General features: G+C 61.8%; 20 protein-coding genes. 8 read left to right on the top strand and 12 right to left on the bottom strand.

Annotated features, from left to right (window positions below):
- Positions 1–201: 201 nt before the first annotated feature.
- A complete protein-coding gene (gene lpdA / locus ACXAHG_RS01510) occupies positions 202–1,596 on the top strand; it encodes a dihydrolipoyl dehydrogenase (protein WP_475055539.1) in 1,395 nt (464 codons plus the stop codon).
- A 68-nt stretch (positions 1,597–1,664) separates the two neighbouring features.
- Here lpdA and ACXAHG_RS01505 read toward each other — a convergent pair whose 3' ends face one another.
- On the bottom strand, positions 1,665–2,531 hold the full coding sequence (locus ACXAHG_RS01505; RefSeq protein ID WP_475055537.1) for a leucine-rich repeat domain-containing protein: 867 nt from the start codon (positions 2,529–2,531) through the stop codon (positions 1,665–1,667).
- Between the two features lie 175 nt (positions 2,532–2,706).
- Here ACXAHG_RS01505 and ACXAHG_RS01500 point away from each other — a divergent pair, with 175 nt between their 5' ends.
- Positions 2,707–3,873, top strand: a complete 1,167-nt coding sequence (locus tag ACXAHG_RS01500) for an MFS transporter (protein WP_475043064.1) — start codon at positions 2,707–2,709, stop codon at positions 3,871–3,873.
- Between the two features lie 259 nt (positions 3,874–4,132).
- Positions 4,133–6,991: an excinuclease ABC subunit UvrA gene (uvrA, locus tag ACXAHG_RS01495; RefSeq protein WP_475055536.1), complete on the top strand. Its 2,859-nt coding sequence runs from the start codon at positions 4,133–4,135 to the stop codon at positions 6,989–6,991.
- 104 nt (positions 6,992–7,095) lie between these two features.
- On the opposite strand, the gene ACXAHG_RS01490 is transcribed toward uvrA, so the two are convergent.
- On the bottom strand, positions 7,096–7,530 hold the full coding sequence (locus tag ACXAHG_RS01490; protein ID WP_475043068.1) for an excinuclease ABC subunit A: 435 nt from the start codon (positions 7,528–7,530) through the stop codon (positions 7,096–7,098).
- Positions 7,531–7,651: 121 nt separating this feature from the next.
- On the opposite strand from ACXAHG_RS01490, the gene ACXAHG_RS01485 reads away from it, so the two are divergent.
- Positions 7,652–8,422 carry a helix-turn-helix domain-containing protein gene (locus ACXAHG_RS01485; RefSeq protein WP_475055535.1) on the top strand — a complete coding sequence of 257 codons (771 nt, stop codon included), beginning with the start codon at positions 7,652–7,654 and terminating at the stop codon, positions 8,420–8,422.
- 16 nt (positions 8,423–8,438) lie between these two features.
- Here the strand turns inward: ACXAHG_RS01485 and ACXAHG_RS01480 are convergent, their stop codons facing one another.
- The 5 genes from ACXAHG_RS01480 to ACXAHG_RS01460 all read right to left on the bottom strand — a co-directional run bounded on the left by ACXAHG_RS01480 (position 8,439) and on the right by ACXAHG_RS01460 (position 13,761).
- Positions 8,439–8,786 (bottom strand): hypothetical protein, encoded by a 348-nt coding sequence (locus ACXAHG_RS01480; RefSeq protein ID WP_475043071.1) that lies wholly within the window; start codon positions 8,784–8,786, stop codon positions 8,439–8,441.
- Between the two features lie 98 nt (positions 8,787–8,884).
- On the bottom strand, positions 8,885–10,456 hold the full coding sequence (locus ACXAHG_RS01475) for a choice-of-anchor L domain-containing protein (RefSeq protein ID WP_475055533.1): 1,572 nt from the start codon (positions 10,454–10,456) through the stop codon (positions 8,885–8,887).
- A 197-nt stretch (positions 10,457–10,653) separates the two neighbouring features.
- Entirely contained in the window at positions 10,654–11,529 is an 876-nt protein-coding gene (mmsB, locus tag ACXAHG_RS01470) for a 3-hydroxyisobutyrate dehydrogenase (protein WP_475055532.1), read from the bottom strand.
- Complete coding sequence (locus ACXAHG_RS01465) at positions 11,526–12,572, bottom strand: enoyl-CoA hydratase/isomerase family protein (protein ID WP_475055531.1); 1,047 nt, start codon at positions 12,570–12,572, stop codon at positions 11,526–11,528. The genes mmsB and ACXAHG_RS01465 overlap by 4 nt, the downstream gene beginning before the upstream one ends.
- Positions 12,573–12,621: 49 nt before the next feature.
- Complete coding sequence (locus ACXAHG_RS01460; RefSeq protein WP_475043078.1) at positions 12,622–13,761, bottom strand: acyl-CoA dehydrogenase family protein; 1,140 nt, start codon at positions 13,759–13,761, stop codon at positions 12,622–12,624.
- 330 nt (positions 13,762–14,091) lie between these two features.
- Between ACXAHG_RS01460 and ACXAHG_RS01455 the strand changes: the two genes are divergently transcribed.
- Positions 14,092–15,825 (top strand): O-linked N-acetylglucosamine transferase, SPINDLY family protein, encoded by a 1,734-nt coding sequence (locus ACXAHG_RS01455; RefSeq protein ID WP_475055530.1) that lies wholly within the window; start codon positions 14,092–14,094, stop codon positions 15,823–15,825.
- Between the two features lie 69 nt (positions 15,826–15,894).
- On the opposite strand, the gene ACXAHG_RS01450 is transcribed toward ACXAHG_RS01455, so the two are convergent.
- The 3 genes from ACXAHG_RS01450 to ACXAHG_RS01440 form a co-directional block, all read right to left on the bottom strand.
- On the bottom strand, positions 15,895–16,497 hold the full coding sequence (locus ACXAHG_RS01450) for a L,D-transpeptidase (protein WP_475055529.1): 603 nt from the start codon (positions 16,495–16,497) through the stop codon (positions 15,895–15,897).
- A gap of 148 nt (positions 16,498–16,645) precedes the next feature.
- A complete protein-coding gene (locus tag ACXAHG_RS01445; protein WP_475055528.1) occupies positions 16,646–17,680 on the bottom strand; it encodes a fatty acid desaturase in 1,035 nt (344 codons plus the stop codon).
- Positions 17,681–17,883: 203 nt separating this feature from the next.
- Positions 17,884–19,383, bottom strand: coding sequence for a CoA-acylating methylmalonate-semialdehyde dehydrogenase (locus ACXAHG_RS01440; protein ID WP_260018415.1), 1,500 nt, complete (start codon positions 19,381–19,383; stop codon positions 17,884–17,886).
- Between the two features lie 137 nt (positions 19,384–19,520).
- Between ACXAHG_RS01440 and ACXAHG_RS01435 the strand changes: the two genes are divergently transcribed.
- The 3 genes from ACXAHG_RS01435 (at position 19,521) to coaD (ending at position 21,505) form a co-directional block, all read left to right on the top strand.
- Complete coding sequence (locus ACXAHG_RS01435; protein WP_475043088.1) at positions 19,521–20,417, top strand: LysR family transcriptional regulator; 897 nt, start codon at positions 19,521–19,523, stop codon at positions 20,415–20,417.
- Between the two features lie 57 nt (positions 20,418–20,474).
- Positions 20,475–20,909, top strand: coding sequence for a CBS domain-containing protein (locus ACXAHG_RS01430; protein ID WP_475043090.1), 435 nt, complete (start codon positions 20,475–20,477; stop codon positions 20,907–20,909).
- A gap of 95 nt (positions 20,910–21,004) precedes the next feature.
- Entirely contained in the window at positions 21,005–21,505 is a 501-nt protein-coding gene (gene coaD / locus ACXAHG_RS01425) for a pantetheine-phosphate adenylyltransferase (RefSeq protein ID WP_475043092.1), read from the top strand.
- A 167-nt stretch (positions 21,506–21,672) separates the two neighbouring features.
- Here the strand turns inward: coaD and ACXAHG_RS01420 are convergent, their stop codons facing one another.
- Both ACXAHG_RS01420 and gap read right to left on the bottom strand, forming a co-directional pair.
- Positions 21,673–21,816, bottom strand: coding sequence for a hypothetical protein (locus tag ACXAHG_RS01420; protein WP_475055527.1), 144 nt, complete (start codon positions 21,814–21,816; stop codon positions 21,673–21,675).
- 75 nt (positions 21,817–21,891) lie between these two features.
- Entirely contained in the window at positions 21,892–22,893 is a 1,002-nt protein-coding gene (gene gap / locus ACXAHG_RS01415; RefSeq protein ID WP_475055526.1) for a type I glyceraldehyde-3-phosphate dehydrogenase, read from the bottom strand.
- Positions 22,894–22,927: the final 34 nt, after the last annotated feature.

The raw sequence follows: 22,927 nt of genomic DNA, 5'->3' as shown, positions 1-22,927 counted from the left end.
GCAACGCTGCGTTTTCACGGTCTTGGCGGAAATTTGTGCTGGCGGGACGCCCGCCCGCGGCATAGCCTGATTGGGCTGGTGTTGCAAAAATGGCCGGAAACTGCCGGCCTGCTATCCTGCAGCACAGGATGATTGCAGTGCAGAAAAAACTAGTTTAACGGTAAACTAGTTTTTGGAACCTGTTCGAGGCGAGGGGACACCATGGCCGCACAATCCTATGACGTGATCGTAATCGGCGCCGGGCCGGGGGGCTATGTTGCCGCCATCCGTGCCGCACAGCTGGGGCTGAAAACCTGCGTGGTTGAACGAGAGCACCTGGGCGGCATCTGCCTCAACTGGGGCTGCATCCCGACCAAGGCGCTGCTGCGGTCGTCGGAAGTGTTCCACCTGATGGAGCGGGCCAAGGATTTCGGCCTGAAGGCAGAGAACATCGGCTATGACCTGGACGCGGTGGTGAAACGCTCGCGAGGGGTGGCGAAACAGCTGTCTTCCGGCATCGGCCATCTGATGAAGAAGAACAAGATCGACGTGGTGATGGGCGAGGCGTCCATTCCGGCCAAAGGCAAAGTGTCGGTCAAGACGGACAAGGGCGTGCGGGAGCTGACCGGCAAAAGCATTGTGCTGGCCACCGGCGCCCGTGCGCGCGAGCTGCCGGGGCTGGAAGCCGACGGCGATCTGGTCTGGACCTACAAGCACGCGCTGCAGCCGGTTCGGATGCCGAAAAAGCTGCTGGTCATCGGCTCCGGCGCCATCGGCATCGAGTTTGCCAGCTTCTACAACACGCTGGGTGCTGACACCACGGTGGTTGAGGTGATGGACCGGGTGCTGCCGGTCGAGGACGCGGAAATCTCTGCCTTTGCCAAGAAGGCCTTTGTAAAACAGGGCATGAAGATCATGGAGAAAGCCATGGTCAAGCAGCTGGACCGCGGCAAGGGCAAAATAACCGCCCATATCGAGACCGGCGGCAAGGTCGAGAAGCACGACTTCGACACCGTAATCTCTGCCGTGGGTATCGTCGGCAATGTCGAGGGGCTGGGACTGGAAGAACTGGGCGTCAAGGTCGACCGCACCCATGTGATCACTGACGAATTCTGCCGCACCGGCGTTGACGGCCTTTATGCTATTGGCGACATCGCCGGCGCGCCTTGGCTGGCGCATAAGGCGTCGCACGAGGGTGTCATGGTGGCGGAGCTGATCGCGGGCAAACACGCGCACCCGGTGAAGCCCGAAAGCATTGCCGGCTGCACTTACTGCCAGCCGCAGGTGGCCTCCGTCGGCTATACTGAGGCGAAAGCCAAGGAGCTGGGCTATGACATCAAGGTCGGCCGCTTTCCCTTCATCGGCAACGGCAAGGCAATTGCGCTGGGAGAGGCAGAGGGCATGGTGAAAACCATCTTCGACGCCAAGACCGGCGAGCTGCTGGGCGCCCATATGGTTGGCGCCGAGGTGACTGAGATGATCCAGGGCTATGTGGTGGGCCGCCAGCTGGAGACCACTGAGGAAGACCTGATGAACACCGTCTTCCCGCACCCGACGCTGAGCGAAATGATGCATGAGTCGGTGCTCGACGCCTATGGCCGTGTGATCCATATGTAGGCTGCCCGGGCGGCGGATTTCGAAAGGCGGTCCTGTGCGGGCCGCCTTATAATTTTGAAGAAGCGCTGTTAAGGTGCTGAACAGCCTGAAGAAAACTCCTCAACCCAGGCCTGCCACTCCCGGGTGATTTTCCCGATCTTGCGGTCATCACGTCCGGGGCGCAGGTCTGAGGGGCGGCGTTTGCCGCTGGCCATATAAGAGATTTTTCCCACTGGGTAGGCAGCGGGATCCACGTCAAAGAAGCTCATGCTGCTGCCATGGGCGCTGGCGACCAGCGGTTTGAGGAAGGTGGCGCGGCGCACCAGATGCGGCTGCAATGCCGCCACCCGGGCCAATTCGCGGGCGGGCCAGGCGCCGTCCAGCTCCAGCGTTTCCAGCGCGGGCAGGGCATGGAAGCAGTCCAGCGACTCATCCGGCGTGCGCAGCCCGGCCAGCGACAAGTTTCGCAAGCTGTGAAGAGTTTTAAGAGGTTGCATGGAGATCTTCTTCCAGCCGCCGCCCAGTGCAGGACCGCTGAGGCGCAGGGTCTGCAAGTGCGGCATGGCGCAAAGGGCGGATATGTCCAGCAGCCGGCTGCAGCTTTCCACGATCAGGGTTTCAAGGGATCTGAGGCAGTCAGCGGACGCCAGCGTTTCGAGCCGGGGGAGGTCCATCAGGGCCAGCGTTTTCAGATCCGGCAGGCAGTCCAGGCAGGCGAGGCTGGTGATTTTTCCGCCTGCCAGCAGCAGGTGGCGGGGCCGGTGGCGTGCCAGCGTTGCCTCAGCCGTGTCCTGATCAAAGCCGCGCAGAACCAGGGTGCCGTGGCATTGTGTGCCACTGTCCGGTCCGCTGTCTTTGTCCAGTGTCAGGCCAGTGTCAAACAGCCGGGCTTTCTCTGCTTCGAACGGGTTGAGTGCATGGGCGTCGAAGTCCGGGTCATAGGGCATGTAGCGCATCGGGGCTCGAAACGTTTGGTTGCAAGGCTGCGGGTATAGAAGGGGGCTCCGCCCTTTTATTCAAGTCCTTGATCGCTGCAATTGGCGGCTGGCCGGAGAGCGGCGGCATCCTTATGAGGAACAGGCCGGGCGTCGGCACATTCTGTTGCAAGGGCAAAGGCCGAAAGGAAGTCACATGGCAGAAACAGCGAGCCGCTGGGGCGCGATACTGGCGGTCTGGGCCGCGGGGCTGGGTGCAGCGGCGCAATACGGCAAGGTGTCGGTTGTCTTTGATCAGCTTGGCGCGCTGTATCCGGAGGCCGGCGCAGGCTTGAGCCTGAGCGTGTCGATGACCGGCGTGCTGGGAATTTTGCTGGGGGCGGTGGCCGGGCTGTTTGTTTCTGCCTTTGGCTACCGGCGGGCGCTGGTCTGGGCGCTGTGGACTGGCGCTGCGATGTCAGCGCTGCAGGTGCTTCATCTGCCCTATGGGCTGTTCCTGGTCACCCGTGTGGCCGAGGGCCTGTCTCACTTGGGCATCGTGGTGGCGGGGCCGACGCTGATGGCGCTCTTGGCGAATGACCGGCAACGGGGCACAGCGCTGACGGTGTGGAGCACCTTCTTTGGCGTCGCCTTTACGCTGCTGAACTGGTTGGGGTTGCCCCTGGTGGCTGCGTATGGCCTGCTGGCATTGTTTGCCGCCCATGCGGTGCTGATGGCCGCACTGGCGGTGCTGCTGCACTGGGCGATGCGGGATCTGCCGGTGCCGCCGCGCCAGCCGATGCCGCAGCTTGCCAAGCTGCCAGCGCTGCATTTGCAGATCTACCGCTCGCCGTTCAAGCTGGCGCCGGCCGCGGGCTGGCTGTTTTACACCACCTGCTTTGTGGCGCTGCTGACGGTGCTGCCGCCGCATCTTCCAGAGGGGCAGCGGGGGTTTGTGATGGGGGCGTTTCCGCTGATCTCCATCGCGTCGTCTATGGTGATCGGGGTGGCGCTGCTGCGGGTGATGCCGGCGGTGCAGCTGATCCAGGTTGGTTTTGCCCTCTGTGCGGCGGGCGGGCTTTGGCTGTGGGCGATGCCGGGGGACTGGCTGGCGTGCTTTGCGCTGGCGGCGGCCTTTGGCCTGGTGCAGAGCGGAAGCTTTGCCTGTGTTCCGCAGCTGAACATCATTGCGGCGGATCAGGCCGAGGCAAACGGTGCCATGTCGCAGGCGGGCAATGCTGGCAATGTGATCGGCACGCCGCTGCTGCTGGCGGCTCTGGGGGTGGCGGGTTACGGCGGCATGATGATGGTGGTTTGCGCGCTGTTCCTGGCGGGCATTCTGGTGCACCAGCTGCTGGCGGCGCGGCGGAGGGCCTGGGCCTAGCAGCCGCTCCCGCCCGTCACCGGCCCCTTTTCAGGGACCGTTCCCGTTGGGCCAAGCGCCGCGCCGGGCGCGGCGCGGCGGAATTCGCGGCGAATTCCGGGCCGGAAAACGCAGGTTTTCCGGCTGCTGCCAGCTGCTGTCAGCAAGTTTCATCCTGTTCGCGCATTGTTCTCTTTTGGGGCTTGGCGTTTTCCACCGCATTCCCTATCTGTAGGGCGGGCGTCCGCCATGGGTTCGGCGGCGCGGGCACGGGGGCATTATGGCTGAGCTGAAATCCATCGAAGTGCGCGGCGCGCGCGAGCACAATCTGAAGAGCATCGACGTGGATATTCCGCGCGATGAGCTGGTGGTGATCACCGGCCTTTCGGGCTCGGGCAAGTCCAGCCTCGCGTTCGACACCATCTATGCCGAGGGCCAGCGCCGCTATGTGGAATCGCTCAGTGCCTATGCGCGCCAGTTCCTCGACATGATGGAAAAGCCGGATGTGGATCACATCAGCGGGTTGTCTCCGGCGATCTCGATTGAGCAGAAGACCACCTCGAAAAACCCGCGCTCGACCGTAGGCACCGTGACCGAGATCTACGACTATCTCCGTCTGCTGTTTGCCCGTGCAGGCACGCCCTATTCGCCGGCCACCGGGCTGCCCATCGAGGCGCAGCAGGTGCAGGACATGGTCGACCGGATCATGGAGATGGAGGAGGGCACCCGCGGCTATCTGCTGGCGCCGATCGTCCGCGACCGCAAGGGCGAGTACAAGAAGGAATTCCTGGAGCTGCGTAAGCAGGGCTTCCAGCGGGTGAAGGTGGACGGGGAGTTCTATGAACTGGACGAACCGCCCACGCTGGACAAGAAGTTCCGCCATGACATTGACGTGGTGGTCGACCGCCTGGTGGTGCGCGAGGGCATGGAGACCCGGCTGGCGGACAGCCTGCGAACGGCGCTGGATCTGGCCGATGGCATTGCCATTCTGGAAACCGCGCCCAAGGAGGGTGACCCGGAGCGGATCACCTTCAGCGAAAACTTTGCCTGCCCGGTCAGTGGCTTCACCATCCCGGAGATCGAGCCGCGGCTGTTTTCCTTCAACGCGCCCTTCGGGGCCTGCCCGGAATGCGACGGTCTGGGGGTTGAGCTGTTCTTTGACGAGCGGCTGGTGGTGCCGGACCAGAGCCTGAAGGTCTATGACGGCGCGCTGGCGCCCTGGCGCAAGGGCAAGTCGCCCTATTTCCTGCAGACCATCGAGGCCATCGCGCGGCACTACGAGTTTGACAAGAACACAGTCTGGAAAGACCTGCCCGAGAAGGTGCAGAAGGTATTCCTCTATGGCTCGGGCGACGAAGAAATCCTGTTCCGCTATGACGAGGGCGGTCGGGTCTATCAGGTGGAGCGCACGTTCGAGGGCGTGATCCCGAACATGGAGCGGCGATACCGCGAAACGGATTCGAACTGGATCCGTGAAGAGTTCGAACGCTATCAGAACAACCGCTCCTGCGGTGCGTGCCGCGGACACCGGCTGCGCGAGGAAGCGCTGGCGGTGCGGATCGCAGAGAGGCATGTGGGCCATGTGGTGCAGCTGTCGATCCGCGAGGCGCTGGCCTGGATCGAGGATGTGCCGAACCATCTGAGCCAGCAGAAGCAGGAGATCGCCCGCGCCATCGTCAAGGAGATCCGCGAGCGGCTGGGCTTCCTGAATAACGTGGGGCTGGAATACCTGACGCTGAGCCGCAATTCCGGCACCCTGTCGGGCGGCGAGAGCCAGCGCATCCGTCTGGCGAGCCAGATCGGGTCTGGCCTGACCGGGGTGCTGTATGTGCTGGATGAGCCGTCGATTGGCCTGCACCAGCGCGACAACGACCGGCTGATCGGCACGCTCAAGAACCTGCGCGACCAGGGCAACACCGTGATCGTGGTGGAGCATGACGAGGACATGATCCGGCAGGCGGACTATGTCTTTGATATCGGGCCCGGTGCCGGGGTGCATGGCGGTGAGGTGGTGAGCCACGGCACGCCGCAAGCCATTGCGTCTGACGCTGGCTCGATCACCGGCCAGTATCTGGCGGGCACGCGGGAGATCGCGGTGCCTTCCAAGCGGCGAAAGGGCAACAAGAAAAAGATCAAGGTGGTGAAGGCCACCGGCAACAACCTGAAAGAGGTGACGGCCGAATTCCCGCTGGGCAAGTTTGTCTGTGTGACCGGTGTATCCGGCGGTGGCAAGTCGACGCTGACCATCGAGACGCTTTTCAAAACTGCCTCGATGCGGCTTAATGGCGCGCGCCAGACACCAGCGCCTTGCGAGAGCATTAAGGGGCTGGAGCATCTGGACAAGGTGATCGACATCGATCAGCGCCCGATCGGGCGCACGCCGCGGTCGAATCCAGCCACTTACACTGGTGCCTTCACCCCGATCCGCGATTGGTTTGCCGGCCTGCCGGAGGCCAAGACGCGGGGGTATAAACCCGGGCGGTTTTCCTTCAACGTCAAGGGCGGCCGCTGCGAGGCCTGCCAGGGTGACGGGGTTATCAAGATCGAAATGCACTTCCTGCCCGACGTTTATGTGACCTGCGAGACCTGCAAGGGCGCGCGTTATAACCGGGAAACGCTGGAAATCAAGTTCAAGGGCAAGAGCATCGCCGATGTGCTTGATATGACCGTGGAGGATGCGCAGGAGTTTTTCCAGGCAGTTCCGGCGATCCGCGACAAGATGGATGCGCTGATGCGGGTTGGCCTTGGCTATATCAAGGTGGGCCAGCAGGCGACCACGCTGTCCGGCGGCGAGGCACAGCGGGTGAAACTGTCCAAGGAGCTATCGAAACGCTCCACCGGGCGGACGCTGTATATTCTGGATGAACCGACCACCGGCCTGCATTTCGAGGATGTGAAGAAGCTGCTGGAGGTGCTGCACGAGCTGGTGGAGCAGGGCAATTCGGTGGTGGTGATTGAACACAACCTGGATGTGGTCAAGACCGCCGACTGGATTATCGACATTGGCCCCGAGGGCGGTGACGGCGGCGGCGAGATTGTTGCGGCCGGTACGCCCGAAGCAGTGGCGGACGAACCGCGCAGCCATACCGGGCGCTATCTGAAGGACATTCTGGCGGCGCGGAAGGTGGCTGCGGAGTAAGGGAAGCGTTTGAGGTGGGAGGGGCGCTGCCCCTCTTGGCCGTTGGCCAATTCACCCCGGAGTATTTCTGCAAAGGTGAACAGGGGGCGATGACGCCCCCTTTCTTATGCGGGTTGCACGGCAGTTGGGCGGGCCAGCAGCAGCGGAACCAGGAACAGCGCCAGGAAGGCCGTGTTCATCACCACGTTGAACCAGGCACCGGCGGCGAGGGAGCCGAGGCTGTCAGGGATGTACCAGGCCAGCAGCGCCGGGATCAGCAGGCGGCGGCCGAGGGCCGGATCGGTGCTGTAGACGTGCTCTGTCAACAGATAGATCAGCACACAGAATCCGCACATCAGCCCGCCGCTGATGGCTGTCATCAGTGAGGCCGCGCCGGGCGCCAGCGCCTGGGCGCCGTCCACCGGCAGGAATGCGAGGTCGATGAACAGGCTCAGCGGAAGGGCCAAGGGCGTGGCCAGGGCCAGCACCATGGCGAGGCCAAAGGCTGCTGAAAGGATGGAGGCGGTCTTGAGGATGCGGATGGCGGCGGTGTGGGTCATTGGGGGCTCCTGTACAATCTCCGTTGCAGGGTGCAGTGGCGAAGGGAGGCAAAACAATTACCTGTGGGGTAAGTGAATTCCCGGCCGCAAGCCCTTATGCTGTTGAAAAGGGAGGCAGTGGATGGCGGAGAGCTTTGGCGCGGTTCTGAAGAAATGGCGCAGCCTGCGGCGGATGAGCCAGATGCAGCTGGCGCTGGAGGCTGGGGTCTCAGCCCGGCACCTGTCGTTTCTGGAGAGCAGCCGAGCGCGTCCAAGCCGGGGTATGGTGCTGCGGCTGAGCGAGGCGCTGCAGCTGCCAGGCGGGGCGCAGAACCAGTTGCTTACGGCAGCGGGGCTGGCGCCTGCCTATGCGAGCCGGGATCCGGAGGATGCAGCGCTGGCGCCGCTGAGGCAGGCGGCGGAGCGGATGCTGGCGGCGCATGCGCCTTTTCCGGCGATGATGATCGACCGGCATTGGCGGCTGCTGGAGATGAACCCGCCGATGGAGAAAATGCTCGGCGGTGCAGGGGTGGAGAAGGGCAGCAGCCTGATCGGGGCGCTCCTGGAGAATGCGGCGCTGCGGGCGGCGCTGGACAATCTGGAGGAGGTGGAGCGGCACAGCCTGGCACGGCTCAGGACAGAGCTTGTGTATTTCGGGGCCGACCCGGTGCTTGAGAAGGCGGTGGCCCGGCTGCAAGAAAACACTGCGGCCCATGCGCCGCCGCAGGAGAGCGTGCTGCCAGCGGTGATCCCGGCCCGCTACCGGCTGGGCGGGCAAGTACTGTCCTTCTTCTCCGCCATCACCCAGTTCGGCGGCACCGGCGATCTGGCCATGTCGGAGCTGAGGATCGAGATGCTGTTTCCTGCCGATGAGGAGACAGGCCAGGCGTTGGCGGCAATGGCCGCTCTCTGACTGCGCTGCCCGGCTATTACTGAGAGAGCGTGTCCGCAGCGCCGATCAGGCGCAGCACCTTCTGGGTTTCGCGGTTCACCTGATAGACATAGCCGCCGGCCTGCACATAGGTGCCATAGGGGTCCGGCGCCCAGCCGCCCGGATCGCCGATCCAGACATAATCATCCAGGATGTGATCGCCGCGGCGGTAGAATTTTTTGGCGTAGCCCGGCGGCACGCATCGCGCCGATTGCCGGGTCAGGCCCGGCGGGCAGTCAAAGCTGGCGGGTTTCATTTTGTCCTGGCCGCTGCCTGCGGCCAGCGGGATGGCCACGGCGCTGGCCGAGGCGAGAACAACTGCGGGAACTAAAAAACGGCGCACCATTTACGCGGATCCTCTTTTGAACGGTCTTTGACATAACCGGCCCGGCGGAGATTCCAAGTGCCCTCGAAAGCGGCCGGCGGCGGCCCGCCTGCGGCGGATTACGCAGCGGCAAGAACCCGCGCTTCGAAGCTGCGAAGCGACAGCCGGGCGGCATTTCCATAGCCGCGGCCGGTTTCTGCGCAGAGGTCCGGGAACAACTCGCGGATTTCCGCCTGTGTGCCGGCATCAAAGCCCGCGGCGGTTTCAGGGCCGGGCTGGTAGCTTTCGCTGAGGGCGCCGTTGGCCCAGAGAATCTGATGGCTGCCAAACAGAAGGTGGAAATACTCCGCCTCCTGCATTTCCAGCGCCGGGCGGACGGTCTTGTCGTTGACCAGATCCTTGGCCTTGACCAGGACTTCCTCCTCGCCGAACAGCAACGCCGCCAGCGGGCCGGAGACAACCATCCTGTGCTGGGGCGAGACATAGAGGTCCCGGCTATTGCCGCAGCTGCCAGCAGCAAAACGGACCGGGGCGGTGTCAGCAGTGCAGCGGGTGCGGCGGCTTCCGGCCCATTTCAGCACCTGGGGGCCGTTGTCATAGGTCAGCACTTCCATGCCCGGGCGCAGGTCCTCGACCGCAACGTCGCCGCCGGGTGTGCGGATCAGGGTGCCGCGCAGGAAGCAGGGCACGGTCTGGTTGATCTCGACCAGGCCGGTGTCGGAGTTCCCAAGGCCATTGTCCGCCGTGTAGTTGAAATAGACGGTTTCCAGGTCGCCGTCGGTGACCACGGTCAGGGTGCCGTCGGCGTTCAGGGTGACCTGCTGGCCTGTCGTCAGGGTGACAGTGTCGCCGGCTGAGACCGCCTGGTCGTTGATATGGGTGATGGTCAGCGTGCCGGCCGTGGTGCTGTCATTGTCCAGCACGTCGATCACCCGGGTCTTGTTGATCGCGATGTCTTCCTGGTCGTCCTGCGCAACCACGGCCGTTTGCACCGACCCGCCGGCAATCAGCAGGTTGGTGTCATAGCTGCTGTCTACGGTATCGGCGACACCGATTTTCAGGGTGTTGATGACACCTGGATTCACCGGTGCGACAAAGGTCAGGGTGATGGTGAACCCGTCCATCTCTGTGTTGAACTGGTCGCCGGTGTTGTCGACATAGATGTTTTCGGTGCCATCATTGATATTGCCGATGGAAGCGGTTCCGTTACCGATAGAAACCTGTGCCTCAACCCCGTTCACCCAGACGCCGACCACGTCGTTGTACTGGGAATTGGAGAATTCCGGATATTCCTCTGAGGATAGCACGAAGTCGATGGTCAGCGTGTCGCCGTCCGGGGTGAAGTCGATTTCCAGGAACGCGGCGTCGCGGGTTGCGGCGCCTGCCAGCGCGTTAAAGTCGGCGTCGTTGTTCGCACCGCTGGTATTGGTGCTGGTGTTGCCGCGGACGTTGGTGTTGGTGGAGCCGTCGCTGTTGGTAAAGTCGCGGGCATAGCCGGTTGACAGGATGACACCGGAATCCGCCGGCGCTACCCCTGGAGAGGTGGTATCAGCGCCGGTGTAGATGCCCGATGACAGATTGTCGCCGCTGTAGCTGGCGCTGTTGACGGTAACGCCATCGCCAAAGATCTCCTCCGCCATTTGGGTGGCGGTGGCGGAAGAGTTGATGTTCAGTTCGGTTGCCGTGGCCATATCGGGCAGCAAGCCTCCGGGAATGCGTCGTTAATATTCGCTTACCGGAATGCTGCTGAACTTGGACGGAACTGTGGCAGGCTGGTGCCAAAATCCTGGAGTTTATTCGAATTTTACGGGTATTTTCAGAGAAGGCGGATGAAAAAGGCGGCCTGCAACGGGCCGCCTTAAACAGGTATTTCTGAGGCTGCGCGCGGTCAGCCGCCGCGGCTGCGCTGCTCAAACCGGGGCAGCATTGCAGAGAAATCCATGCCCTTGCCGTCTTCGTCCTCGACGAATTTCCTGTACAGCGCCATTGCCAGCTCGCCCATCGGCGTGTCCGCGTCTGCGCTTTCCGCCGCTTGCTGGCTGAGGCCCAGATCCTTGAGCATCAGCTCCGCGGCGAAACCCGGCTGGTAGCTGTTGTCGGCGGGCGACTGCGGGCCGACACCGGGGGCAGGGCAATAGGCGTTCATGGTCCAGCTGTAGCCAGAGGAGGTGGAGACCACATCGAACATTTTCTGCCGGTCAAGGCCCAGCTTGTCAGCCAGGGCAAAAGCCTCGCAGGTGGCGATCATAGTGACGCCCAGAATCATGTTGTTGCAGATCTTGGCGGCTTGTCCAGCGCCTGCCTCGCCGCAATGCACGGCTTTCTGGCCCATGATAACGAACAGCGGTTCTGCTGCGGCAAAGGCCTCTGCAGAGCCGCCGGCCATGAAGGTAAGCGTGCCGCCCGCAGCGCCGCCGATACCGCCGGAGACCGGCGCATCGACGGACAGCAAACCAGCGGCCTCGGCCTGTTCCGCAACCGCGCGGGCGGAATCCACATCGACAGTCGAGCAGTCGATAAAGGCGGCGCCTTTGGCCATGGCCGGGATAACCTCTGCCGCAACAAGGCGCAGGATGGCGCCGTTGGGCAGCATGGTGATCACCGCATCGGCGCCTGCTGCGGCCTCGGGGCCAGAGGCGGCCATGGTCACGCCCTCGATACTGACATCGGCCATGTCGAAACCGGTGACCTCATGGCCGGCCTTGGCCAGATTGGCGGCCATCGGACCGCCCATATTGCCCAGCCCGATAAATCCGATCTTCATTGCACGTCCTCCTCAAATGTCAGCGCATCGGCGCCCAAGGGCGCCAGCATATCCTCGACCGCCTGTGCAGGCACGGTCTGGCCCGCATATTGCCACTGCGGATTGCGGTCCTTGTCAATGATCTGGGCCCGGATGCCTTCCAGGAAATCCCCCTTGGCCATGGCGCGGAAGGTGTAGCGGTATTCCAGGTCCAGCGCCCGGCGGATGGCAGGGCCATCGGAGCGAAGGCGGCGCAGCATCGCCAGCGTGCAGGCCATCGACAGCGGAGAATTGCGGTTCAGGGATTTCAGCGCAGCGGCGGCGAACTCGCTGCCGTCTGCCTCAAGGCTTTCCTGGATGGCCTCAAGGCTGTCTTTGCCGAAATGCTTGGCGGCATCTTCGCGGGCCCCGCGCAGTTTGCCTTCGGGGGCGGGTTTGGCGGTGTCCTCGACCAGTTTGGGGGAGCCGGTCTCTTCCAGCCCGGCAATCAATTCAGGCCATTGATCCTGAGGAATGAAATAATCGGCAAAGCCTGCGAGGATGGCGTCATCCGCGCCCATCCGCGCCGCCGTCATGCCGAGGTATTCACCCAGGTGATCCGGTGCCAGCGCCAGCATCAGCGAACCGCCGACATCCGGCACCAGCCCGATGCCGACCTCCGGCATGGCGATCTGGCTGCTTTCGCCGACCACCCGGTGGGTGCCGTGGCAGCCTATGCCGACGCCGCCGCCCATGGTGAAGCCCTGCATGAAGCTGATCACCGGTTTCTTGTACTCGAAAATCCGCGCGTTCAGCCGGTATTCATCGCGCCAGAAGGTACGGCCATAGGAGTAGTCGCCCTTGGTGCCGGTGTCATAAAGCTCGGCAATGTCGCCGCCTGCGCAGAACGCCTTATCGCCCTCGGCGTCGATCACCACCAGCTTGACGGTGTCGTCCTCGGCCCAGCCGCGCATGGCGGAGTCGATCGCCATGCACATCTCATAGCTCATCGCGTTGAGCGCATTGGGGCGGGTGAAGGTGATGCGGCCGGCCTGGCCGGTCTTGCGGATATGGATGTCACTCATTGGGCGTGCTCCATCAATGGATAGTGCGGGCAGTCTGGGGCAGGGCGGTTCAACCTGCAATCAGCTGACGCGAGACGATCAAACGCATGATCTCGTTGGTGCCTTCCAGGATCTGGTGCACCCGCAGGTCGCGGACAATCTTCTCGACACCGTAGTCGGCCAGATAGCCGTAGCCGCCGTGCAGCTGCAGGCAGCCGTTGGCCACATCAAAAGCGGTGTCGGTGACCATCAGTTTGGCCATGGCGCAAAACTTGGTAGCGTCATGGGCGCCGATGTCCAGCTTCCACGCTGCCTGGCGGAGGAAGGTGCGGGCGGCCTGAAGGCGGGTTTCATACTCCGCCAGCCGGAACTGCAGCGCCTGGAACTGGTTGATGGATTTGCCAAAGGCCTTGCGCTCGGACATATACTGCACGGTCTGGTCCAGCGCCGCCTGGGCGCCGCCAAGTGCTCCTGCGGAGATATTCAGGCGGCCGCCGTCGAGGCCCGCCATCGCATAGGAAAAGCCCTTGCCTTCCTCGCCGATCAGGTTGTCCGCGGGGATCGCGCAATCATCGAATTGCACCTGCGAGGTGGGCTGCGCCTTCCAGCCCATCTTGTCCTCCAACGCACCGAAGGACAGGCCCTGCGTGCCATCCTCAACCACCACGGTGGAGATGCCTTTGGGGCCGTCCTCGCCGGTGCGGCACATCACGACATAGGCGTCGGAGTAGGAGCCGCCGGAGATAAACGCCTTGGTTCCGTTCAGCACATAGCCCTCATTGCTGCGCTCGGCGCGGGTTTTCAGCGCCGCGGCATCGGAACCGGAGCCGGGTTCGGTCAGGCAGTAGGAAAACACCTTTTCCATGGTGCACAGGCTCGGCAGCCATTTTTGCTTGGTCTCCTCCGAGCCGAATTTGTCGATCATGCCGCCGCACATGTTGTGGATCGACAGAAAGGAGCCGGTCGCGGGGTCGGCCATCGCCAGCGCTTCGAACACCAGGGTGGCATCGAGGCGGCTGAGGCCGGAACCGCCGTATTCCTCGGACACGTAAAGCCCGCCGAACCCCAGTTCCGCCAGCTGCGGCCACAATGTTTTGGGGATGGTGCCGTCCTTTTCCCACTGGCGGGCATGCGGTGCGATGTTTTCCTGGCCGAATGCATGGGCCATGTCGAATATGGCCTGCTGTTCCTCTGTCAGTGCGAAATCCATGAGCCGCGCCTCCCGTCGCTCAGATGAATTGAACAGTTGTTTATTTAATAGCGGCCAGGGGGCGCTGAGGCAAGCTGCGCAAATGCAAAGCCGCCGTGCAGCAATGCCGCGCCAGCGGGGCGGCGGGTGAGGGGAATATTAAGAAACTTCGGAGAAACTCTGTCTCAAACTGTCCGATTGCGGGGGAAACCTGCCGCAAGCATTCCAAAAGGAGTTTTATCAGTGTCGAATTCAGGTGCCCCGCACTTTTTGGCGTCCCAAGGTTCAAAAGGGTCAGGTGATGCAGCACATGCCAAATCAGAGCTTTTGAAGGCTGAAAGAGGCCGCGCAATGGCGGAGTTTGCCTTGTCCCAGAGGCACGGAATGATCCGATCTGTAGTCGGCACGCCCGAAGAACAAGCTTCATCTCTGTATCGAGAAGGCCGGAAGCTAGCGCTCAAACGCAGATACACAGACGCAGAGTTTTTGTTCCGCAAAGCTCTGGAGCTGGACGGTGCTTACCGGATGATTCACACCGCGTTAGGTGAAGTTCTTGAAATGATGAACAAACCTGAGCAAGCAATTCTTGCCCACATCGACGCTTTGAGACTGGATCCGACAGACTCCAAGAGTCTGGAGAAGATTGGCAGCTTCCTGATGCGTTTGAAGCAGGAAGAAGAGGCAATCGGGTACTTCGAAGCCGCAGTCAAGTTTGATCCGAAGAACGGGAACGCGTGGTCGCGGCTGTTCTTTCTGCAGCGTCAGCACTGCAATTGGACCAAATTGGCGAATACTGAAAAACGTGTTCCGCTGTTCAAAAAGGGGGGGCACTATTCGGACCCCTTTGCGCTACTGAACCTTGCAGATGATCCGGCCATGCAGAAGAAAGTGTCGGAAACGGCTGCAGCGGTATTGAAAACAGAAATAGACCAATTCACTTTTGACCGGCCCAGAGCGGAGGACCGGAAAATCCGGATCGGGTATTTCTCGTCAGATTTCCACACCCATGCAACGATGTTTCTTATGGGGCGCCAGCTGGCACTGCATGACCGCAGCAAGTTTGAGATTTTTCTCTATGACTATGGTGTCAAGGGCGATGAGGAAGGCCGCAAAAAAGCCCGGGAAACAGCTGATACCTATCGGTTTGTAGCTGGCAAAGAGCACGGGGAGATCATTCGGATTGCCCGGGAAGATGATCTGGATATTGCTGTCGACCTTAAAGGGTATACGAAAGACAACCGGCTGAACATTTTCAACCGGAGACTCGCTCCTGTCCATGTGTCTTTTCTGGGCTACCCCGGAACAACAGGCCTGCCTGGAATGGATTACATGGTCGCTGATCCTGTGACTATCCCAGCCCGCTACCGCAAGCACTATTCTGAAAAGATCCTCTACATGCCGGACTGTTACCAGGCAAACGACGATCAGCGTTCCGCATCGCAGAACCGTCCGGCACGGGCAGAGGCCGGACTGCCTGAGGACGCCTTTGTCTTCTGTTCCTTCAACAGCCCTTACAAAATTTCGCCAAAAGAATTTGATGTCTGGATGAAGCTTCTCAAACTGGTTCCTGGCAGTGTTCTTTGGTTGTACGCAACACGTTCAGAGATCCGGGAGAACCTGTTGAAGGAAGCACAGAAAAGGGGGATTGGAGCGGAGCGGATCGTGTTTGCCGGCTTTGCCGAGCAAAAAGACCACCTGGCTCGTCTGCCGCTGGCCGATGTTTTCCTGGATTGTTTTGCCGTCAATGCGCATACCACCGCCAGTGACGCTTTGTGGGCCGGGGTTCCGGTCGTCACCAAGACAGGCAAACAATTTGCCGCACGCGTTGCCAGCAGCTTGCTGAGTGCTGTCGGGGTGAGTGAATTGGCCGCCGGGTCGGTTACGCAGTATCAGGCTCTTGCACTGAAACTGGCCCGGGATCCGGAGTATTTGGCGGATGTAAAGGCGCGGGTGAAACAGGGGATCGCCGATGGGCCGCTCTATGACACCGAAAAATTCACCCGCAATTTCGAGGTGCTGATGGAAAAGGCGCTGGAGCGCTACAACGCGGGCCTCGAACCTGATCACATCAGCCTGACCCAGTAGCCAGGTTCCAAAAAAGAAAAGGGTGCGGCCAATGCCGCACCCTTTTTCATAACACCGTTTCTGCCAGTGCTACACCAGCCGCACCTGGGTGCCGATCTGCACCATCTCATACAGTTCTTCGACGTGCTGGTTATAAAGGCCGATACAGCCCGAGGAGCTTTGCCGCCCGATCTTGCGGGTGTCGTGGGTGCCGTGGACCAGATAGGCGGGCCAGTCCAGATACATTGCACGGGTGCCCAGCGGGTTGCCGGACACGCCGCCCTCGATACGGACCGGCAGCGTCGGGTCGCGCTCGCGCATAGAGGCGGTGGGCGTCCAGCTGGGGTTCTCGCGTTTGCGCACAACCTTGGTGTAGCCGCGTTTGGTCAGGTCTTCGGTCATTGGAACCGACGACGGGAACAGGCGGTAGGTCTCACCGTCCGGTCCCCAGTAATGCAGCGCGCGGGAGCTGATGTCGGCCAGCAGGCAGCCAGCACCCAGCTCGTCAAAGTGATCCTGCCAGTTCTGCTGCGAGAAGGCAGAGATGTTGCGCTGCACGGGAACCTGTTCGCGGATCGCCTGTTCATTCTGCGGAAACGCGTCAGTGGATTGCGCGCGCAGGACCGCCGGCGCGGTAAGAGAGGCGCCAAGGCCCATCAGGGTGGCGCGGCGGGTGATACGGAGTTTGGTCATTATTCCTCAACCGTGCTGCTCGAAAACTCCGCAGCAAGATAAGCAGGCTGGCGGAATTTCCTAGGGGCGGCAGAGCGGTTTTACGGCGGCTCACAGGCTTGTGTTGCCCAGGGCGGCGGAAGACCGCCGCCTGAGGGCTGTGCCGGGGTCAGGAATAGAGGCTGCGGGCCTGGGCGAAGGACAAGAGGCGCTTGCTGTCCTCATCCCACAAGTGCAGGCGCGCATTGGCCAGGCTTTCGCGGATGGTCATCCGGTTGCCTTCGGCCAGTTCCGCGTGGTCCCGCAGCACTTGAGGCAGACGGTAGAACGGGATGCGGCTGTAGAGGTGGTGCACATGGTGGATGCCGATATTGGCGCTGAGCCATTGCAGCACCGGCGGCAGCACGTAATGCGAGCTGCCGTGCAGCGCGGCGTCATGCAGCTGCCAGTCTTCTTCACTCTCCCATTGGGTGGTCTCGAACTGGTGCTGCACATAAAACAGCCACAGCCCGGCGGTGGCGGCGATCAGGGTGGCGGGCAAGAAGATCAGCAAAAGCGGCATAAGGCCGCCGAAATACCAGATCAGCCCCAGCGCCCCGAGGATCGAAACATTAGTGCCCATCGCGCTGATCCAGTAGCGGGCCTGGCCTGTCAGACCGTAGGGAATACGGTTCTGGAGGAAAAACAGGTAGCCGGGGCCGATGCAGAACAGCGTCACCGGATGGCGGTACAGCCGGTACATCAGCCGATCCCAGCGGCTGGCGGCGCGGTACTCGGCCACCGTCATTGTGTGGATGTCGCCCATGCCGCGCTTGTCCAAGTTGCCGTGGGTGCTGTGGTGAATCGAATGGGTGCGGCGCCAGACGTCATAGGGGGTCAGCGTCAGAACGCCGATGATGCGGCCCACCCAGTCGCTGACATGCCGGTTGGCAAAGAAGGACCCATGGCCGCAATCGTGCTGGATAGTGAACAGGCGCAACAGGAAGGCTGCGATCAGCACCGAGATTGCCAGCGTCAGCCAGTAGCTGACCGACAGCGACCACCAGGCCAGCGCCCAGAGCAGCAGAAATGGCACAATTGTCACTGCCAGCTCAAAGCTGCTGCGCAACGGATTGGGGTCGCGGTATTGGGCCAGGATCTTGACCCAGTCGCGGGCGGTCTTTGCAGCCGCCTGCGGCTGGTTCTGTTCTTCTGTCTTGCTCATGCGCCTGCCGTTTGTCTGTCTGTTGCTGACCGGATAGACGAGTTACGCCGCGGAACAAGTAAAAACTGGCCAAAACGCTTATTTTACGTGGCGCCGTGCCGGCAAAAACGCCATCAGACGAAACGGCTCTGCGCGGGCAAGGCGGCCGCCCAAGAAAAAGGCCCCGGAAAATCCGGGGCCTTTTCCTGTTAAGAGGCAGAGGTTTAGTCCATTGCCTTGAAGTTGAACTCGCCGCCTTCTTTGATGCCCGAGGGCCAGCGGGAGGTCACGGTCTTGGTGCGGGTGTAAAATTTGAAGCTGTCCGGGCCGTGCTGGTTCAGGTCGCCGAACATCGACTTCTTCCAGCCGCCGAAGGTGTGGTAGGCCAGCGGCACCGGGATCGGCACGTTGATGCCCACCATGCCGATGTTCACACGGGAGGCAAAGTCGCGTGCGGTGTCGCCGTCACGGGTGAAGATCGCGGTACCGTTGCCGTACTCGTGATCCATCGCCAGCTTCAAGGCTTCCTCGTAAGTGCCTGCGCGAACAGTGGAAAGCACCGGGCCAAAGATCTCCTGCTTGTAGATGTCCATGTCGGTGGTGACATGGTCGAACAGGTGGGCGCCGACAAAGAAACCGTCTTCATAGCCCTGCAGTTTGAAGTCGCGGTTGTCGACCACCAGCTTGGCGCCCTGATCGACACCGGACTGGATCAGGCCCAGGATGCGTTCCTTGGCGGCCGCGGTCACAACCGGGCCCAGGTCGACGTCGTCGCCGGCGGTGTAGGGGCCGACTTTCAGTTTCTCGATGCGCGGGATCAGTTTTTCGATCAGCTTGTCGGCGGTTTCCTCACCAACCGGAACTGCAACCGAGATCGCCATGCAGCGTTCGCCGGCCGCGCCGAAGCCTGCACCGACCAGCGCGTCAGCGGCCTGGTCCAGATCGGCGTCGGGCATCACGATCATGTGGTTCTTGGCACCGCCGAAGCACTGGGCGCGCTTGCCGTTGGCGGTGGCGCGGGAATAAATGTACTGCGCAATCGGGGTGGAGCCCACGAAGGACACGCCCTGGATGATCTCGCTGTCCAGAATGGTGTCAACCGCCTCACGGTCGCCGTTCACCACCTGGAACACGCCTTCCGGCAGGCCGGCCTCGACGAACAGCTCAGCCAGCATCAGCGGCACGGAGGGGTCGCGCTCGGACGGTTTCAGCACCACGGCGTTGCCGCAGGCCAGGGCCGGGCCGACGTGCCACAGCGGCATCATGGCCGGGAAGTTGAAGGGCATGATGGAGCCAACAACACCCAGCGGCTGGCGCATGGAGTACATGTCGATGCCGGGGCCTGCGCTGTCGGTGAATTCACCCTTCAGCATCTGCGGCGCGCCAATGCAGTATTCGATCACTTCCAGGCCGCGCTGCAGGTCGCCCTTGGCGTCCGGGATGGTCTTGCCGTGCTCGCGGCTCAGCGCCTCTGCCAGCTTGTCCATGTCGCGGTTCATCAGGCCAACCATGGCCATCATCACGCGGGCACGCTTTTGCGGGTTGGTGGCGCCCCATGCGGGCTGCGCTGCCGCGGCTTTTTCGATAGCGTCGGTGGTTTCCGCCGCGCTGGCCATCGGGCACTGGTACTGCACTTCGCCGGTTGCGGGGTTGAAAACATCGTCAAAACGGCCTGAGGTGCCGGAGACCAGTTTGCCGTTGATAAAGTGGCCGAGTTCTTTCATCGGATCCTCCTCTGTTCATCTTGCCCATATCCTAGGCTTGCAAAAAACATCGGAAAAGAGGAAACATTTCAAAGAGGCTTTGCAGGAACGCAAAAGGTTAACGTCAGGTTAGCAGCAGAACGGAGGACCCGGGGCAAATGGATCCGCAGTGGGATGATATGAAAGTGTTTTTGGCGGTGGCGCGGGAGGCGAGCCTGTCGGGTGCCGGCCGCATTCTCAAGATGGACCCCGCCACCGTTGGACGCCGTATTGCCCGGTTTGAAGCTGCGCTGGAAACCCCGCTGTTTGTGAAATCGCCGCAAGGCTATGCCCTAAGCGCCGCCGGCGACCGGCTGCTGGTTCATGCGGAGGCGGCCGAGCAGGCAATGCGGGCGGGCACCGAAGCGCTGACCGGGCCCAGCGACACTTTGTCCGGGCAGATCCGGATCGGCGCCCCGGACGGCAGCGCCAATTACCTGCTGCCGCAGGTCTGCGCCCAGATTGCCGAGGAGAACCCGGACCTGGATATCCAGATCGTGGCGCTGCCGCGGGTAATCAACCTCAGCCGCCGCGAGGCCGATATGGCAGTCACGGTCAGCGCCCCCACCGCGGGCAAACTTCTGGTGCAGAAGATTTGCGATTATAAGCTGCATCTGGTGGCCTCACGGCATTACCTGAAGAACCACGCGCCGATCACCAGCCTGGAGGACCTGAAGGGCCATAAAATGATCGGCTATATCCCGGATATGATCTTTGACAAGGAACTGGATTACCTCAATGACATCGGCATTGAGCGGGTGGCGCTGGCCTCCAATTCGGTGTCGGTGCAGATCAAGATGGCGGCACAGGGCACCGCGATTTGCGTAGCGCATGATTTCAGCCTGCCCGCGCACCGGATGCTGCGCAAAATCCTGACCGACAAGGTGAGTCTCAGCCGCAGTTTCCACCTCGTGCGGCACCAGGGCGACCAGCGCAGCGAACGTCTGAACCGCTTTGCCCAGGCGCTGTCCAAGGGTATCCGCGACGAGGTGGCCCGCCTGGAAGCCTTGACTTGAAGCTGCATTGCGGCAAACCTCTGAATTACGCAATAATATTACGGAGGTGTGTGCAGAATGCTTGTTCAAGAGATTTTGAAGTCAAAGGCCGGCTCCGGTGTTGTCACCGTTCCTCTGGATGCGAGCGTTGCTGAGGCTGCAAAAGTGATGGCGGACAACCGTTTTGGCACCGTGGTGGTTTCTGCTGACGGCGAATACCCGGACGGAATCCTGTCCGAACGCGATATTGTGCGGGAACTGGCTAAGGGCGGTTCCGGCTGCCTGGACCAGCCTGTCAGCGGCTATATGACGCGCGAGCTGGTCACCTGCACCAGCCAGTCCAATGTGGGCGAGATATTGCAGCAGATGACAGACGGGCGGTTCCGCCACATGCCGGTGGTCGAGGACGGAAAACTCATTGGAATCGTGACAATTGGCGATGCGGTCAAGGCGCAATTGGCGCAGGTTGCGATGGAGAAGGATGCGCTGCAAGACATGATCATGGGGCACTGAGCCGCAGGGGCAGGATCCGTATTTCTGCCCTATTGCATTCGCAGCATCAGATATGTTTGCCTGTGCAGAAATTCTGACTAGGCAGGAGGCCGCCCATGCGTGTGGGTCTGTATCCCGGCACCTTTGACCCGATCACCATCGGGCATATCGACATCATCCGCCGCGCCAGCGCGTTGGTGGACAAGCTGGTGATCGGCGTCGCCATCAACCGCGACAAAGGGCCATTGTTCAACCTGGAAGAGCGGGTGGAGATGATCGAGGCGGAATGCGCCAAGCTGAGTGCCGAGACCGGCACCGAAATCGTTGCGCATCCGTTCGAAAACCTGCTGATCGACTGCGCCCGCGACGTCGGCGCCCAGATCATCGTCCGCGGCCTGCGGGCGGTGGCTGATTTCGAGTATGAATTCCAGATGGTCGGCATGAACCGTGCGCTGGACAGTTCGGTCGAGACGGTATTCCTGATGGCAGAGGCCCGGCATCAGGCGATTGCCTCGAAACTGGTCAAGGAGATCGCCCGGCTGGACGGGGATGTGTCGAAATTCGTGACGCCCCTGGTCAAGGAACGGCTGTTGGAACGGCTGGGCAAGACGGGCTGAACAAGCGGCAGGCAAACTCGCAGCGGAATGCGCTTGACAGGGGAAAGGGGCAGGGGTGCTGCCCCTCTTGGCCTTGCGGCCAATTCACCCCGGAGTATTTTCAACCAGAAAGAAGCAACTCCGCCAGCGGCAGGCTGAAGCGCATGCAACTGGCTGGCGGTCGCGGGTCAGCGCCAGAAGGCGACCCAGTCGATCAGGGCAAACAGTTTCTTTCCCAGGAAGATCATGTGCTGATCCCCGAACAGCGCAATGTCTATGATGGCAGCGCCAATCAGGAACAGGCCGAGGAAGATGGCAATCCGGTTGGTCATGAAGGCTCCGCCGCAAAGAAAACGCCCGCCCAGATAACCTGAGCGGGCGTGAATTCTCAAGCGGTTAAGGCTGGCTTAGCCCAGCTTGCCCATCGCAACAGCCACATCGGCCATACGCACCGAGAAGCCCCATTCGTTGTCGTACCACGCCAGCACGCGCACCATGCGGTCTTCGACCACGCGGGTCTGGTCCGGTGCAAAGATCGAGCTTTCCGGGGTGTGGTTGAAGTCGGTGGAGACCAGCGGCGCCGGCTCAAAGCCCAGAACGCCCTTCATCGGGCCTTCAGCCGCTTCCTTGACGGCAGCGTTGATCTGCTCGGCGGTCACGTCGCGGCCGGCGCGGAAGGTCAGGTCGACAGCGGAGACGTTCGGGGTCGGCACGCGGATGGCGGACCCGTCCAGGCGGCCCTTCAGGTTCGGCAGCACTTCACCCAGAGCTTTTGCAGCACCGGTCGAGGTCGGGATCATCGACATGGCGGCGGCGCGGGCGCGGTACAGGTCCTTGTGGCGGCGGTCCAGGGTCGGCTGGTCGCCGGTATAGGCGTGGATGGTGGTCATGATGCCGTGCTCGATGCCGAAGGCCTCGTCCAGCACCTTGGCCAGCGGCGCCAGGCAGTTGGTGGTGCAGGAGCCGTTGGAGATCATGGTGTCGCCGGCTTCCAGCTGGTCATCGTTGACGCCGTAAACGATGGTCTTGTCGACGTTTTTGCCGGGGGCGGACAGCAGAACCTTCTTTGCGCCGCGCTCCAGATGCGCCTTGGCTTTCTCGCCGTCGTTGAACTTGCCGGTGCATTCCAGAACCACGTCGCAGCCTGACCAGTCCAGCTCACCCATGTCGTAGGTGGAGAACATCTGCATGTCGCCGCGGCCCAGGTTCATGGTGCCTTCGCCGATGGTGACTTCGCCGGGGAAACGGCCATGCACGGAATCGTATTTGATCAGGTGTGCTGCGGTGTCCAGCGGACCAGTGGCGTTCACCTTGATCACTTCGATGTCGTCGCGCCCCGAGGCGGCGATGTGAGACAGGGTGCAGCGGCCGATGCGGCCAAAACCGTTGATCCCGACTTTGATGGTCATGAGTACGTCTCCAAGCGAGCAAAACCTTTGGCCG

This window comes from Leisingera sp. ABD4_442, from assembly GCF_056160905.1.
This window is presented reverse-complemented; position numbering and strand designations above follow the sequence as displayed.